This is a genomic window from Candidatus Endoriftia persephonae (assembly GCF_023733635.1).
GTDB classification, from domain to species: domain Bacteria; phylum Pseudomonadota; class Gammaproteobacteria; order Chromatiales; family Chromatiaceae; genus Endoriftia; species Endoriftia persephonae.
This window is the reverse complement of the sequence record NZ_CP090569.1, coordinates 1,886,556-1,900,927: the sequence shown is the minus strand read 5'-3', so window position 1 is coordinate 1,900,927 and position 14,372 is coordinate 1,886,556. Positions and strand designations below refer to the sequence as shown.

The window sequence follows — 14,372 nt, the reverse complement described above, 5'->3', positions numbered from 1 at the left end:
ATTCTTTAATTGGCGTTTTTTGGTTTTTTTGCTTGGGCTGGAGAAGGTGGGCGTTGGATGGTCGGTGCGGTGTCAGGTGTTTTCCTGGCGTCCATAGAGCGAGTAGTAGAGGCCGTCGTTCGCGATAAGCTCCTCGTGGCGGCCCTGTTCTACGATGCATCCATCTTCGAATACCAGTACCCGGTCGGCCTGGCGAACCGCACTCAGACGGTGGGCGATGATGATGGTGGTGCGGCCCTGTAGAAACGCCTGCAGAGCAGCGTGCAACTTGCCCTCGGTGGTGGTATCCAGTGCCGAGGTCGCCTCGTCGAGGATCACCACCTTAGGGTCGCTGAGCACCATGCGGGCGATCGCCAAGCGCTGGCGCTGGCCGCCGGAGAGGCGCACCCCGAAGCGGCCAATCAGGGTGTCGAGCCCCTCATGCATGGCAGTGATGGTCTGATCCAGCTGGGCTACCTTGAGGGCTTGCCAGAGTGCTGGGTCCGATATCTCCCTGCCCAGGGTCAGGTTGAGTCGCACGCTGTCGTTAAGCAGCGCCGGGTGTTGTAGCACGGTGGCGACATTGTCGCGCACCCGATCCATACCAATCTGCTCGACGGGTATGCCGTCAAATAGGATCTGGCCGGAAGAGCTGGGATAGAGCCCGAGCAGGATCTGCACCAGGCTGGTCTTGCCGCCACCACTGGCGCCGACGAAGGCGACCTTCTCACCGGCAGCGATCTTCAGCGAGACATCATGCAGCACCTGTGGGCCATCACCGTAGGCAAAGCCGATTTGTTGAAGTTCCACCGAGACGGTTTGCTTGCCTGTGAACGGATCTTGCTGGTGGGGGAAGCGGGGTTCAAGTTCGACCTGTAACAGGCGATTGATCCGGGTCAGCGCCGCCTGGGCGCTCTGGAAGGCGTATTGCACACTCAATACCTCCTGCACCGGTCCCATCATGAACCAGAGATAGGCGAACACTGCCAGCATCTGGCCGATGCTGAGATCGGAGTAGAGCACCATCAACATGCTCAGGGCGCGAAAAACGTCGAAGCCAAACAGGAAGATGACGAAGGAGAGTCGCCCGGCGGCGTCGCTTTTCCAAGTGAAGGCCGCTGAGTGGTGGCGGATCTGGTCGGCCTTATCGATGATGCGCTGGATGTAGTGGTGCTCGCGGTTGCTGGCGCGGATCTCCTGAATTGCATCGAGGGTCTCCTGGAGTGATTCCTGGAACAGCTGGTAGGCGGAGTTCTCCTGCTTCTTCAGCCGCTTCACTTTGTGCGCGAACAGGGTGGTGAACCAGATCACCAGGGGGTTGAGTAACAGGATAAACAGCGCCAGCTGCCAGTTCATCCAGAGCAGCACCACCGCGGTGCCGAGGATGCTTAGCACCGCCACCAGAAATTTGCTGGTGGTGATGCTGACAAAGTTGTCTACCGCATCCAGATCGGTCACCAGATGCGAGGCGACGGTGCCGCTGCCCAGGGTTTCGTAGGCAGACATGGAGATGCGCTCCAGCCGGCAGAGCAGATCGCGGCGGATATGGAACACCACATCCTTGGCGATACAGGTAAACTGGCGAGTCTGCCAGACTCCCAACAGCAGGGCGATCAGCCGCAGCAGGATGGTCAGCAGCAGAACGGCGCCGATGTAGAGGAACGGCCCATGCCATGCGCTGGGGAAGAGCTGATCCATGATTGCCACTGCCCGGCCTGGCTGGTCTAGCAGTACCTCATCCACCAGCAGCGGGATCAGCAGCGGAATTGGCACCGCGACGATTGCGCCAAGGATGGCGATCAGATTGGCGGCCAGCAGCTCACGCCGGTGGCGAAGCACCATGCTCGTCAGTTCATTCCAGCTGTAGTCGTTACTGCGTAACCGGGGCGGCATGGACATCCGGGATCAATCTTCGTAACAGCGCTGATAGGCCTTCAGTTGCCGTAATACGGCAATGCGGCGGCGCGCTTGCAGAATCCGTTCGTGTTCCTGGTATTCGACATGAGCGGAGTAGGGTAGATAGGCGTAGAGCGCAGGATGGAAGATGCTGCCACCCAGCAGTGAGCCACCATGTAGCGGATCTTCGTAGAACTTTGGCTTGTAGGAGTAGGTGTGGGGCTCGAACAGAGCGATCTCCCGGTCGAGATCGGTGCAGCTGAGTTGTTCGTCCCCTGGCCTGAAGATGAAACCCTCAGGACGGTAGTAGTAGCCTGGCTTACTCTCCTCGGCCAGCAGGGGCGAGAGGTTAAGCAGTAGCAGCAGGACGATCGGTTGTAGCCTGACTCTCATGGTGGGTGTCCCAGGGTGGTTTCAGCTAAACTTGTGTCGCCTGCTCCTGTCAACAGCCTGTTGCCTGTGGGAGAAGAGTCCAACCAAGTGGCAGTCTGGGGCGCAGCTGTCGGATTAGTGGAGCACTGATTCGTTGAAGTCGTAGCTCAGATTGTTTTCCGGGCGCTGCACAAAGTTGCCCTGGACAAAGTCCGCATCGCTGCTCCAGAGCTGCGCGATACTACGTGGATCTTCCACCTGTGGAGCGATTACTTTTATCTTCAGTTCGTGCGCCAGGCTGATCAACTCCTTGAGATTCTCGGCTGAGCCGTCGAGCATGCGGCGGTCGAGTTTGATATAGCGGATGTTGACGTGCTTCATCACTCGCTGACAATCCGGGGTGCCACGCACACCAGTCAGCAATACGCTGATGCCCATCTTGGCCAGGGTATCGATGCAAATCTGGGCGGGTTTGATATTCTGCACCACTGCTGAAACAGGGAATTCAAAGGTCAGATCCCCTTCATGCAGATTGCCGATGCGGTGCTGATCCTGCAGCCATGCCATCCGCTCCATATTTGTCATCAGCTCCACCGATTGCGAGACAAACAGGTGGATAGCCATATTTTTGCGGCGGTGTTCGTGAATCATCCCCAGCGCCTGCTGGGTGGTCCAGTGGTCGAGTTTGCTGATCACCCCTATGCGTTCCGCAGTGGGAATGAATGCGGCGGCGGTAAGCAGCTCACCATCGGGGGCCTGCAGACGGATCAACGTCTGGTAGTGGGGCGCGGCGCTGCCCTGCAGTGCCACCATGGGTTGATAGTAGACCTGGAAATAGCGATTCTTCATCGCCTCCTGGATGAGAACGGCGATTGAGTCGTTCTTGTCCTGGGCGTCCAGTTCAGATTTGGAGGGGGTGTAGAGATGGACCTGATTGCCCCCCTTTTTGAGCGCCTTCCGGCTGGCCCCCAACGCCCTGGAGATGATGGTTTCTGGGTCCATTTTAAAATTGTTGATGGGACAGATGCCAGTGCTCAGGGTGACCCCGAGCGATTTGTTGTCGACCTCGATGATCTGCTCTTCGACCTTGCGGCCGAGCTGTTCGGCCAGTTGCTTCAGCTCGTCTATCGAAGAGCGACTGGCCACCAGAGCGAGGCTGGCATCGCCGAAACGGGCCAGCACATCGTGGGGTTGCAGCTCAATGGAGATGGTTTTTCCAGTGTCTGTAAGCACCGCATCCATGCCGCCGATGCCGACGGCGTCGAGGATCTCTTCTGGAGAATCGATCTCGAGATAGAAGACCGCCGGCACCTCGTTCGAATCTTTTCCTGAGGATTGCAGCGCGGCGATACGTTCAAAAAGATATGAGCGCGAGTAGAGATCGGTGGCAATGTCGCGGCGGCTGGGGGTGCCGCTTTTGCGCAGGATCGCACGTGCCCGCTTGATGCGGTTTCGCACGGTAGAGATGAGGTGTTTGGGGCCGATCGGCTTGGCAAGAAAATCTTCGCCGCCAAAGCTCAGCGCCATCAGTTGTTTATCCAGATCCTGCTCACCGGAGAGGAACACGATAGGGGTGTCGACATACTCCGGTTGTTCACGGATCACAGTGGTCAACTCGGTGCCGCTGGCGCCGGGCATGTAGAGATCCATCAAGATCAGGTCCGGCTTGAAGGTCTGCAGTGCCTCCATGACCCGCAGTGGATCGGTGACGGCGTGGGTTTCAAAGCCCGCTTTTCTGAGGATGGCAACAGCGAAGTCGGCCTGTGCCGGATCGTCATCGACAATCATCACGCGGTCGGCGTTGCTCCGTTTGGGAGCGGCCAATTGCTGCATGCGGTTGGCCACCGCAAGGGGTTCTACCGGGGTCGACCAGAACGCGCTGGCTTCAGTGCGCATCGCCTTGAGGCGGGTCTGCAGGTCACTCGATTCTGCAATAAACGCTACCGGCAGCTGGCGGGAGCCGTCCTCCTGCTTCCACAGGCCGCCACTTTTGGTCTCCGGGTAGAGCTCGTCGAGCCAGTCGATGTGACTGATCAGGACGCAAGGTTCGTGGCGATGGTAGCGCTCGATGGCGCTTCTGGCGTCGATCAGGGACTGCACATTGAACTGGTGACTAGTCAGTGCTTTCTCCAGGCCAGGGACCAAGTTGCTGTCGATCCCAAGAAGATAGGCTTTCTGGGTATCGACCATCCGCTCCATCTCGTTTAATTCCGAGCTGCTGCTCAGGTCATGATTTTGTGAAAGATCACATGCCTGCAGCGCAGCTTGTTTGAATGCGTGGATCAGCCCATCAAGTGCGACGATGTCGTCGTGATGAGGCTTGCTGTTGGTTTCGGCATACTCGCCAAGGTGGGTTTCCAGCGACTGGGCGCTCTGTTTTATCTGGCGTACACCAAACTTGCCGCCGGCTTCGGCCAGGGTATAGATGCGTTCACGCAGGTTGGCCAGGGTGCTGCTATCCCAGTCACTCTGCACCAGACGGTGCCAGTTTTCTAGGATCGCAGCGACTCGTCCCGGCACTTGGCGCAGGAAGGCTTGCAAAAGTTCGGCCTTGCGGGCTTTGACGGCAGCGTTATTGGCGATGGTCATGCAATAGCTTGTTTTCCGTTTGCGGAGTATGGTCATCCGCTCTGTTCCCTTGAGCCGTGGATGATAACCACTTGGTGCGTCAGGCGGAAGGGGGAGCATTGCAAAAATCGGTAACACAGTCTACCGGCTTCAGCCGGGGGGGAGGGTGAAATCCGTCAAAAAGTTGGGCTCAGATTTTTTGTTGCTCACGCAATACTTTGAGCTGAAACAGGGTGTTGCGCTCCTCCTCTTCCAACAGGTTTTCGATGTAGGCGATGGTGTTTTGGTAGCGGGGGATAATGTTGTAGCGCAGCGCATTGACGCGCCTCTGCGCCTTGCGCTGTTCGCTGATTAGCCGTCCCAGCGACAGCTCGGCCTCACCAAGGCGGGCGAGTAGCAGGGCCAGCTCGGCAAACTGCTTGCGGGTCTCGTCAAACGAGGGATCGGTGCCGAACAGGCCGACCGGATTGATCGGCCTGATTTCCCCGCTGACTGAAGGGTATTCGACACCGATGTTGCGACGCGGCAGGATCTTCAGCTCGATGCCTGCTTCCACACCAAGCGCTGCCTGGCGCAAAGCGCGTGCGCCCATGCGCAGCTGAGCCAGGCTAAGCCACTGGTAGGCCTGCTGTACCCGCCGCTGGGCGGAGCGTTTGATATCCCGGTAGTCACCGATCCGCTGATAGACCAGGCGTGTCAACAGCTCGCGCTTGCGCTCCAGCAGGCTGTGGCCCTCTTCCAACAGCCGCAGCCGCTGTTTCAGGTTTAACAGTGTGCTTTTGGTGGGTGGCACTTTGATCAGTGGCTGGTTCATACCGGGCTCCGATGGTACTTTGCCATCTCGGTCTCGCTGACCCGTGTGAGGGCCTCTTGGGGAAACATCGAGAGCAGCTCCCAGGCGAGGTTGAGGGTCTCGATGATGCTGCGGTCCTCCTCCTCACCCTGGCTGACAAAGCGCCGCTCGAAGGCATCGGCCAGCTCCAGATAGCGGCGATCGTGGGAGGAGAGCTCGTCGGCGCCGATGATCGAGGCCAGATTGCGGGTCTCCAGCGCCTTGGCGTAGAGGGCATAGAGTTGACTGGCCACATGAGGGTGGTCTTCGCGGGTGAACTCCTTGCCGACCCCGTCTTTCATCAGGCGTGACAGTGATGGCGAGATATGCACTGGTGGATAGATACCCTGGTTGTGCAGCTCGCGGCTGAGCACGATCTGCCCCTCGGTAATATAGCCGGTCAAGTCTGGGATCGGGTGGGTGATGTCGTCCGATGGCATGCTCAGGATCGGCACCAGGGTGATCGAGCCGTGACGCTCCTTGATGCGCCCAGAGCGCTCGTAGATCTCCGCTAGATCGGAGTAGAGATAGCCCGGATAGCCCTTGCGCGCCGGTACGTCGCCCTTGGCGGTGGCCACCTCGCGCAGCGCCTCGGCGTAGTGGGTCATGTCGGTCATCACCACCAGCACGTGACGGTCGAGATCGAAGGCCAGGTACTCGGCGGCGGTGAGCGCCATGCGCGGCAGGGTGAGGCGCTCCACCGGCGGATCGTCGGCCATGTTGACGAACATCACCACGTTGCCGAGCACTCCGGAAGAGGCGAACTCCTCCTGGAAAAAGCGTGCATCGCTGAATGAGACCCCCATCGCGGCGAAGACGATGGAGAAGCGGCTCTCCTCATCGGGCAGCCTGGCCTGGCGCACGATCTGCGCCGCCAGCCGGTTATGCGGCAGCCCGGAGGCGGAGAAGATCGGCAGCTTCTGCCCGCGCACCAGGGAGTTGAGCCCGTCGATGGTGGAGATGCCGGTCTGGATGAACTCCCGCGGATAGGTGCGCGCCGCCGGGTTGAAGACCGAGGCGTTGATGCCGCGGCGCAGCTCAGAGACGATCGCCGGGCGCTTGTCGCGGGGTTCGCCCAGGCCATTGAAGATGCGCCCGAGGATATCCGGTGAGAGGCTGATCTCCATCGGCTCGTCGAGAAAGCGCACCCAGGTGTTCTGCATATCGATATCGTCGGTGCCCTCGAAGACTTGGATCAGCACCTCATCCATCGAGCTACGGATTACCTGGCCGTTACGCCGACGGCCTTGGCGGTCGGTGATCTGAACTCGGTCGCCGAAGGCCACTTCCGGCACCCCGCTGACGCGTAGCAGCCCGCCTTGGGCGGAGGTGGTGGAACGGTATTCCTTGGCACTCATGGCGCGCTCTTCTCCCGTTGTGCGTATTCGGAACGGATCGCGCTGAAGGCCTCTAGCGCCTGCTGGCGGAATGCCATCAGCTCATCAATCTGCTGTGAATCGTAGAGCGCCTTGCAACGGCGTAGTCTGGAGAGCACCGGCATCTCTCTCAACTCCTCCACCGGTACGCCCAGTTCGATCAGTTCGGCGCCCTGGTCGTAGACGCTGAGGATCAGCTCGAGCAGCAGAAACTGTTTCTTTGGCGAGCAGAAGGTGTCCACCGGGTCGAGTGCGCTCTGCTGCAGCACCCCATCCTTGATCAGCGAGGCCCCCTCCAACACCCAGCGTTGGGCGGAGGAGAGCGCCTCCGGTCCGACCAGATTGACGATGCGTGACAGCTCCGCATCCCGCGCCAGAATCGCCAGCGCCTGGGCGCGGCGTTTCTGCCAGCCGCGGTCGACCTCTCGGTGCCACCACTCGGCGGCCACGCCAACGTCGGCGGAGAAGCTGTCGACCCAGTCGATGGCCGGGTAGTGGCGGGCGTCAGCCAACTCCTTGGAGAGCGCCCAGAAGGTCTGGATGATCTCCTTGGTGTGGCTGGTGACAGGTTCGGAGAAGTCGCCGCCAGGAGGTGAGACGGTGCCGATTAGGGTCACCGAGCCCTGCCCGCAGTCGGCGGTTTCGACTTGTCCGGCGCGCTCATAAAAGGCCGCCAGGCGAGAGGCGAGATAGGCGGGGTAGCCCTCTTCCACCGGCATCTGAGCAAGCCGGCCCGCCACCTCGCGCAGCGCCTCGGCCCAGCGGCTGGTGGAGTCGGCCAGCAGCACCACGTCGTAGCCCATGTCGCGGTAGTACTCGGCGATGGTGATGCCGACATAGATCGATGCCTCGCGGGCCACCACCGGCATGTTGGAGGTATTGGCCACCAGCAGGGTGCGCTCCATCAGCGGCCGGCCGGAGTAGGGGTCCTGCAGCTTGGGGAAGCTGTCGAGCACATCGACCAGTTCGTTGCCGCGCTCGCCGCAGCCTACATAGATCACGATATCGGCATTCGACCAGCGCGCGATCTGTTGTTGTACCACCGTCTTGCCGGCGCCAAACGGGCCGGGCACCGCGCCTTTTCCGCCCTTGAGCAGGGGGAAGAAGGTGTCGAGGATGCGCTGACCGGTGATCAACGGCTCGGAGCCGTGCAGCCGTTGGGTGTAGGGACGGGGGCGGCGCACTGGCCAGCGGTGGTAGAGCTTGAGATGTTTGATCTCGCCGCTCTCGGTGCGCAGCCGGGCAATGGTCTCTTCCAGAGTGTACTCCCCCTCCGGGGCGATCTCGATCAGCTTGCCGCTGACCTCCGGCGGCACCAGGATGCGGTGCTCCACCGTCTCGCTCTCCTGCACACTGCCGAGGCGGGTGCCGCCGCTGATCAGGTTGTTGGATTCGAGGTTTTTCTCCGGCGTGAAGCGCCAGCACCGCTCCCGATCGAGGGCGGGGGGGCTGATGCCGCGCGGGATCATATCGCCGGCCTGCAGGAAGATCTTCTCCAGCGGCCGCTGTACGCCATCGAAGATACTGCCTATCAGTCCTGGGCCAAGTTCCACCGAGAGTGGCTGGCCGAGCCGTTCGGCGGGTTCCCCCGGGCGCACCATCTCGGTCGATTCATAGACCTGTACGGTCGCCTCGTCACCCTGCAGGGCGATCACCTCGCCGTAGAGCTTCAACTTGCCGACCCGCACTTGCTCGCTGGCGCTGACCCCCGGCAGATGGATGGTGACGATCGGGCCGTTGATCTCTTTGATGTGGCCTGTGGTTGTCTGCTTCATCGTGGTTTCCGAGTCAGGGCCTGAGGCCGCTGCTGGTCTGGGGCAGCAGGTTCTCTTCGATCACCTGATAGATCTTGCGTTGCAGGCGCTCCAGCCGGCCTTCAAAACTCTGGTCGAGGCGGATGCGGTTGTTGGGTGTGTGCAGACGCAGACCGCCCTGGATTCTGATCGGTTCTGACGCCAGCCGGAGCTGTTTGTCGGCGGTGGCGTTGTGGCTGAAGGTCTCCCAGATCGGCTGCAGCAGCCGATGGTCCTCCTCGTTGACCTCGACGATCAGTTCGTCGTGCTCGATCATCGCCGCCCCCCTGGCCAGCAAACGTCCCATCAGTTCCAGATAGAGCGGTTCCTCCTGGCGCAGTGCCTGGATGCGCTCCGGGATGCGTTGCAGCACTGTCTGCACCAGATTCCAGCGCAGATGGTCCATGCGGCTCTGCAGCTTCAGCTCATCCGCCTGCACTCTGCGCCGGTAGGCGCGCTCCGCCTGCGCCTTGGCCAGCAGGGTCTCCTTCTCTTCGCGCAGCTGCAGGCGATCGCTCGCCTCGCGCAGGATGTTGGCGCGGCCGTGCTCGGCACGCAGTTTGCACTCGGCGGCCATCTCTTTGGCGCGATCGAGTATCGCCTGTTCCAGGGCTTCAACCTGATTCATGCTGTCGCTCCATAGCGGTGCCGCCAATCAGGCGTCTGAGCTGCTCGTCGAGCGGGCTGTGGAACTCCGTCGCGTTGTTGAGCGAGGGGACTTCAGCGAGCACGATGCGCCCCCCCTCGTGGCGGATCTGTTGCAGCACCGAGGCACCGCTACGGCTGATGTGCTGATCGATCACCACGAAGGCGTGCTGACGTTGCTTAACCAACTCGCCCAACAGACGTTGTGTGGTCTCCAGGTCGGGATCGCTGTGGGTCTCGAAGCCGATCAGCCGAAAGCCGTCGCAGAGTGCGGCCTCTCCCATAAAGATCAGGCGGGTGGTGTGGAATGTCTGTTCGGCCATCAGATCTTGTCCAACAGTAGGATACTCATCACCAGGCCGTAGATGGCGATGCCCTCGGCCAGGCCGAGATAGACCAGGGTGCGGCCGAAGATCTCCGGCTTCTCCGCCAGCACTGCCAGTGAGGCGGCGCCGATGGGCCCCACGGCGATGCCGGCGGCGATGGTGCTGAGCGCGGTGGGGATACCGATGCCGATGATCGCCAGGCCCATGCCGATAGAGATCTCGCCGCCGCTCTCCGCGACTGCCGGGGCCGCCATCACCTCCTGCGCGCCGATGAAAATGAGCGCCGCCTGCGCCACCACAAACAGCAGCAGGTTGCCGACGATGGTTGGCTTGAACCAGCGTTGCCCGGTCCGGGCTGGCCGCATCTCCATCAGGATGCCGGCGACGATGAGGCCAACGATCCCCAGGGTCATCACTCCGATCAGCAGGTACATATGCAGGCTCCTCTCTACTATCTGATGGCAGAAAAATTATGAATTTTGAATTGAATGATTGCGCTGCGAGCACCGAAATCTACTATTCAAAATTCAAAGCGTAAGCGGCTTAAATGCCCTCCCGTCCCCCACGAAAAAGCGTGAAAAACCCTCGTAGTATTCGAGTCTCAAAACCTGGATGGTGACGATCGCCCCCTACAGGATCAGGATGAACAGGTTGCCGAGAACCACCGTCAGCCAGTGGCCAGCACCGTTGCTCATCCCCGCCAGGGTAAACACCGCCAGTGCCAGCGCCACATGGTTGAGGCTGAAGGCGGCGACCCGCAGGAATGAGAGGGTGTTCGACAGATAGCCGGTGACTGCCTCGAAGGTCTCGATGGCGGCCACCAGAATGCGTTCGCCTACCGGTGCCTGACTCTCGATCAGCTGGTAGCCAAACAGGCTGAACAGCGAGGCGATGGCGAGGATCGACCAAGCGGTGCTGACGCTGCCATCCTGATAGTAACGGTAGCTGAGACCGATCAGGCTGATGTAGAGCAGCAGACTGGTGAGACCGTTTGTGCCGAACAGGGCGCCGTTGCGGTCGTTCAGCTTCAAGCGATTGGTGATGTTGATCAGGTTCATGACCAGCAGAAAACCGATGCCCCAGCCGAGCGCCACCGAGAGCATGTAGAGTGGATCGCTGAGCGGTGCGATCCAGATGGCGTGCAGGATATGTTCGTAGCCGAACAGGCTGCCGTAGAGAAAGCCGAACAGGATCGAGGAGAGCCCGGCGATGACGACGAAGGGGGTGAACTCACCGAGCCTGCGGTGCGCCAGCAGTGCGGCGGCGATGAATACTGCGCCGTGGCCCACATCGCCAAACATCATGCCGAACATCAGCATGAAGCTGATGCTGAACAGCCCGGTGGGATTGACCTCGCCATAGCGGGGGGTGCCGTACTGGCGTACCAGCAGGGCGAACGGCCGCAGCAGGCGGTTTTGCACCATCAAGGTTGGCACATGGGCCTGCTCCTGTGGCAGTGGGTCGCGTGCTTCGATGATGAACGGGTTTGTAAGGTGTTTCTCCAGCAGGGCCTGTAGCTCTTCAAGTTGGTGATTCGGCACCCAGCCCTGGATCAGTGACAGGCTGCCGCGGCTGTGGGCGGCAGCGCCGAGCGCCACATAGGGGGCGGCCAGCCGCAGGGTGTGGGCAGCCTGCTGAAGGCGCTGATGACATTCTGCCTGCAGGTTCTGGCAGCGCTGTTCGAGCTGCTGTGACTCGGTGGCGAGCTGCTCACGACGCCGCTGCAGGTCTGCCTGTACCTGTTCCGGTTCAGAGTGGAACTCGGGGGGCAGATCGAGTGGCTGAAAGCCGGCGGTATCGAGTAGCGGCTTGAGCTGTGAGGTCTGGTTGGTGTCGAGGCCGATCACCACCACGCTGGCAGTGCTCTGGCTATGGCTAAAACGGTAGAGCAGATAGCCGGCCAGGCTCACCGCGTCCTCTAGCTGGTTCAGGTTGTCGATTGGCACTCGGCCGATCTGGATGTCGAGAAAGCGCTCGCGCTGCTGCAGCAGGCCGAGGTCGATCTGCAGATCGTGGAAGTCTGCCAGGGTCTCTTTCAGCTGATCGATCTTCTGCAGCGCCTCACGCAGGCGGTGTCGTTCCTCTTCGATGGCTGAGCAGTGCTGCCAGGTCTCCCCCAGCCAGTCGTTGCTCTCAGAGAGCATCGACTGGTCGACAAAGAAGCTGTGTGAATCGACTGTGACAGGCTCCACCGGCAGTTGCTGGCTGATCTTGTCGAGGCGGCTGCGGGCGCGTCGATAGAGCTGACGGTAGCTTTCGCCAGGGATCTCACTGATCGCCTCGGCATCGCTGTCACGTGAGTCGGGGCTGAAACAGGCGCTATCGGCGAGGATCAGCGATGCCAGCGGCAGATCCTCGGTGAGCAGATGGATGCGCAGGTGCTTCATCGGCAGCGGGCTAAACATCGCGTTGACTCCCAGACCGGCGATGTCTCATGACAGGGTCTCCTGACGTGTGGCCAACGGAGGGACGCCGATCGCCTGCCGGATCAGGTCGCCGTTCAGCCCCAGTGCCCGTCCCTGGAGGATCGCCTGCAGCCGCTCCAGATCGAAATGGCGCGCCACCAGATAGGCCAGTGCACGGGTCAGTACCGAGGGGCTGAAGCGGATCAAGCGCTGTGCCTCTGTGCTCATCTGCCGGTCGAGCTGCTGTCGCACCTGCATCGGGTTGATGGATTCGGCCAACAGTGCGCGGATGCGTGCTGGGAGGTTCTCGATGATCTCGCCGAAGCTGCTGAGATTGGCTAGCTGCATCAGCTGCTGGCGGCCGATCTGGCGACCCGCCGGGATCAGCAGGTAGTAGGTTTCGCTGGGGGAGAGGCGATAGCTGAAGCGGTAACGGAACAGCCAGAGAATGTTCTGCCGGTCGATTAGGCTGCCGATCAGTGGTCGCAGACTGTCGCGATGCAGCGGCTCGGTGCGCTGCGCCTGGTGCACCAGCCCGGAGAAGTAGCTGCGATCGATGGCGGCGTCGAGGGAGAAGGGTTCGTTCTTCTCGGCATAGACCTGGCGCGCCTGGTGGGCGATAGGGGCGTAAGGGCCGTGTTCCAGCAGGCGCAGCATCTCGCGAATATTCTCAGTTTGCAGGAGTGCCTCGTGGGGCAGGCTGATGCTCTCCGGCAGCTGGTGGAGTGTCTCCTGGATCTGCTCGATCGGCAGGCCTTTGAGCTTGCTGCGGATCAGCGCCTTCAGGTTGAACAGCTCGAACTTGCGTGACCAGAACAGCAGCAGGGTACGGGCGCTGCCGGTGAGCGGCCGGGTCAGTACCGCGAGTTCCAGCATTAGATTGTTGATGAGGCTGCGTTCGAGGGTGCGGTTGAGCTGCTGTGTGCGGAGGTTCTGGCTGAGGATGCCATTCAGGGCAAGGCGTTGATCCAGCTCTTCTGCGGTTAGGTCGATCAGCTCTGTAGCCTGCTGTGGATCGAGCAGGCGACTCGCCAGAATGCTCACCCGGGTCTTGAGGTAGGTTTGGGTGGCTGCTTGCATGGAGGGCCGCTACTCGTCGATCTCTGGGTTGATCAACAGTGCAAACGCGGCGTCCAATGCCTTCTCTTCGCGGGAGTCGGCATACTCCCAGAGTTGCGCATGGCGCTCTTCAAAACGTCGCTTGAGCTCGGCGACGGTCTGCTCGGCGCGGGCCTCCGCCTTCTCCAGAAAGGCGGCATGCAGCTCCGGGATGCGGGCCTCGAAGCGGCTCTCACGGGCCTGTGCCTCCTGCAGCGCATCCTGAATTGCCTGCTCGCGTCGCTGGTTGGCCTGCTGATGGATGTGCTCCGCTTCCATCTCGGCATCCAGCAGGCGTTGCAGGGTCTTGTCCATTCACGGGCCTCTTTTGGGGAGCCTCTGATTAAGTCATGAACGCGTATCTTGCGCCCAGAATATCCAGCTTCTGCGTTGTAAATCTTGGCAAGCGCTCCATGCGTTGCTCTATCTCCTGCATCCATGCAGTCGTTCGCAATAGCCAACTATTACGTGCGATTTTTGCCTTGAATCTGAATATTCTGAATCACAATCGACTTCGTCCAGACTTAATCAGAGGCTCCCTTGTTCAGCCTTAGTGTAGCCAATGCTCACGCCCTTTCGGGGCTAGCCGAGCGATCCATTGAGCCAGGTCAGCTGACCCGGGCGGGCCATTCAGTGGCTAAGGATCTGTAGCAGCAGTGCCGGTTCCGGCAGCGGCTGGCGGGTCAGGCCGACAGCGATGATATAGAGGTAGCAGGCGATGGCGATGGGGCCGGCGAGGATGCGGATGGTGCGACTCGGGCCGCGCTTCAGGGCGATGCTGCCGATCACGATGTAGGCGAGCAGCGCCAGCAGCTTGGCGGTGAGCCAGTTGGCGCTGAAGGGGTACTGACCGAGGATGGTGGCCATGGTCAGCCCGCTGGCCAGAAGCAGGCTATCGTTGATGTGGGGCAGGGTGCGCACCCAGCGGCCGCGTTGCTGCAGCCTGCCCTGGATCATCCAGATGAAGCGCAGCAGAAACAGCAGGCCGGTGATGGTCACCGTGGTCAGGTGAATATGTTTGATGTAGGGGTAGAGGTCGCTCATGGGTGGGTGGTTGTGGTCATTTCGGGTCGGCTGGCATA

General features: G+C 60.9%; 13 protein-coding genes. All 13 read right to left on the bottom strand.

Going from position 1 to position 14,372, the window contains the following annotated elements; translation table 11 throughout:
* Positions 1-72 precede the first annotated feature (72 nt).
* The 13 genes from L0Y14_RS08500 to L0Y14_RS08440 all read right to left on the bottom strand — a co-directional run bounded on the left by L0Y14_RS08500 (position 73) and on the right by L0Y14_RS08440 (position 14,334).
* Positions 73-1,878 carry an ABC transporter ATP-binding protein gene (locus L0Y14_RS08500; protein WP_040818688.1) on the bottom strand — a complete coding sequence of 602 codons (1,806 nt, stop codon included), beginning with the start codon at positions 1,876-1,878 and terminating at the stop codon, positions 73-75.
* A 6-nt stretch (positions 1,879-1,884) separates the two neighbouring features.
* The gene (locus tag L0Y14_RS08495; RefSeq protein ID WP_005959929.1) at positions 1,885-2,268 is read right to left on the bottom strand and encodes a hypothetical protein; all 384 of its coding nucleotides are present in this window, start codon (positions 2,266-2,268) and stop codon (positions 1,885-1,887) included.
* Positions 2,269-2,382: 114 nt separating this feature from the next.
* Entirely contained in the window at positions 2,383-4,836 is a 2,454-nt protein-coding gene (locus L0Y14_RS08490) for a GGDEF/EAL domain-containing response regulator (protein WP_006473845.1), read from the bottom strand.
* A gap of 169 nt (positions 4,837-5,005) precedes the next feature.
* On the bottom strand, positions 5,006-5,629 hold the full coding sequence (locus tag L0Y14_RS08485; RefSeq protein WP_005959927.1) for a V-type ATP synthase subunit D: 624 nt from the start codon (positions 5,627-5,629) through the stop codon (positions 5,006-5,008).
* A complete protein-coding gene (locus L0Y14_RS08480) occupies positions 5,626-7,005 on the bottom strand; it encodes a V-type ATP synthase subunit B (protein ID WP_005959926.1) in 1,380 nt (459 codons plus the stop codon). Before L0Y14_RS08480 ends, L0Y14_RS08485 begins: the two co-directional genes overlap by 4 nt.
* Entirely contained in the window at positions 7,002-8,798 is a 1,797-nt protein-coding gene (locus tag L0Y14_RS08475; protein WP_006473846.1) for a V-type ATP synthase subunit A, read from the bottom strand. Before L0Y14_RS08475 ends, L0Y14_RS08480 begins: the two co-directional genes overlap by 4 nt.
* Before the next feature lie 13 nt (positions 8,799-8,811).
* A complete protein-coding gene (locus tag L0Y14_RS08470; protein ID WP_006473847.1) occupies positions 8,812-9,444 on the bottom strand; it encodes a V-type ATP synthase subunit E in 633 nt (210 codons plus the stop codon).
* Positions 9,431-9,784, bottom strand: a complete 354-nt coding sequence (locus tag L0Y14_RS08465) for a V-type ATP synthase subunit F (protein ID WP_006473848.1) — start codon at positions 9,782-9,784, stop codon at positions 9,431-9,433. The genes L0Y14_RS08470 and L0Y14_RS08465 overlap by 14 nt, the downstream gene beginning before the upstream one ends.
* Positions 9,784-10,221 carry an ATP synthase subunit C gene (locus L0Y14_RS08460; protein ID WP_005959923.1) on the bottom strand — a complete coding sequence of 146 codons (438 nt, stop codon included), beginning with the start codon at positions 10,219-10,221 and terminating at the stop codon, positions 9,784-9,786. The genes L0Y14_RS08465 and L0Y14_RS08460 overlap by 1 nt, the downstream gene beginning before the upstream one ends.
* Positions 10,222-10,416: 195 nt before the next feature.
* Entirely contained in the window at positions 10,417-12,192 is a 1,776-nt protein-coding gene (locus tag L0Y14_RS08455) for a V-type ATP synthase subunit I (RefSeq protein ID WP_006473849.1), read from the bottom strand.
* Between the two features lie 27 nt (positions 12,193-12,219).
* Entirely contained in the window at positions 12,220-13,272 is a 1,053-nt protein-coding gene (locus tag L0Y14_RS08450) for a V-type ATPase subunit (RefSeq protein WP_005959921.1), read from the bottom strand.
* 9 nt (positions 13,273-13,281) lie between these two features.
* Positions 13,282-13,605 (bottom strand): ATPase, encoded by a 324-nt coding sequence (locus tag L0Y14_RS08445; RefSeq protein ID WP_006473850.1) that lies wholly within the window; start codon positions 13,603-13,605, stop codon positions 13,282-13,284.
* A 315-nt stretch (positions 13,606-13,920) separates the two neighbouring features.
* On the bottom strand, positions 13,921-14,334 hold the full coding sequence (locus L0Y14_RS08440; RefSeq protein WP_005959919.1) for a SirB2 family protein: 414 nt from the start codon (positions 14,332-14,334) through the stop codon (positions 13,921-13,923).
* Positions 14,335-14,372 lie beyond the last annotated feature (38 nt).

Bases quoted from the DNA above. Each gene is read 5' to 3' on its own strand.
- L0Y14_RS08445 (WP_006473850.1), bottom strand. From the start codon at position 13,605: ATGGACAAGACCCTGCAACGCCTGCTGGATGCCGAGATGGAAGCGGAG.
- L0Y14_RS08495 (WP_005959929.1), bottom strand. From the start codon at position 2,268: ATGAGAGTCAGGCTACAACCGATCGTCCTGCTGCTACTGCTTAACCTC.
- L0Y14_RS08485 (WP_005959927.1), bottom strand. From the start codon at position 5,629: ATGAACCAGCCACTGATCAAAGTGCCACCCACCAAAAGCACACTGTTA.
- L0Y14_RS08465 (WP_006473848.1), bottom strand. From the start codon at position 9,784: ATGGCCGAACAGACATTCCACACCACCCGCCTGATCTTTATGGGAGAG.
- L0Y14_RS08450 (WP_005959921.1), bottom strand. From the start codon at position 13,272: ATGCAAGCAGCCACCCAAACCTACCTCAAGACCCGGGTGAGCATTCTG.
- L0Y14_RS08490 (WP_006473845.1), bottom strand. From the start codon at position 4,836: ATGACCATCGCCAATAACGCTGCCGTCAAAGCCCGCAAGGCCGAACTT.
- L0Y14_RS08500 (WP_040818688.1), bottom strand. From the start codon at position 1,878: ATGTCCATGCCGCCCCGGTTACGCAGTAACGACTACAGCTGGAATGAA.
- L0Y14_RS08470 (WP_006473847.1), bottom strand. From the start codon at position 9,444: ATGAATCAGGTTGAAGCCCTGGAACAGGCGATACTCGATCGCGCCAAA.
- L0Y14_RS08455 (WP_006473849.1), bottom strand. From the start codon at position 12,192: ATGTTTAGCCCGCTGCCGATGAAGCACCTGCGCATCCATCTGCTCACC.
- L0Y14_RS08440 (WP_005959919.1), bottom strand. From the start codon at position 14,334: ATGAGCGACCTCTACCCCTACATCAAACATATTCACCTGACCACGGTG.
- L0Y14_RS08475 (WP_006473846.1), bottom strand. From the start codon at position 8,798: ATGAAGCAGACAACCACAGGCCACATCAAAGAGATCAACGGCCCGATC.
- L0Y14_RS08480 (WP_005959926.1), bottom strand. From the start codon at position 7,005: ATGAGTGCCAAGGAATACCGTTCCACCACCTCCGCCCAAGGCGGGCTG.
- L0Y14_RS08460 (WP_005959923.1), bottom strand. From the start codon at position 10,221: ATGTACCTGCTGATCGGAGTGATGACCCTGGGGATCGTTGGCCTCATC.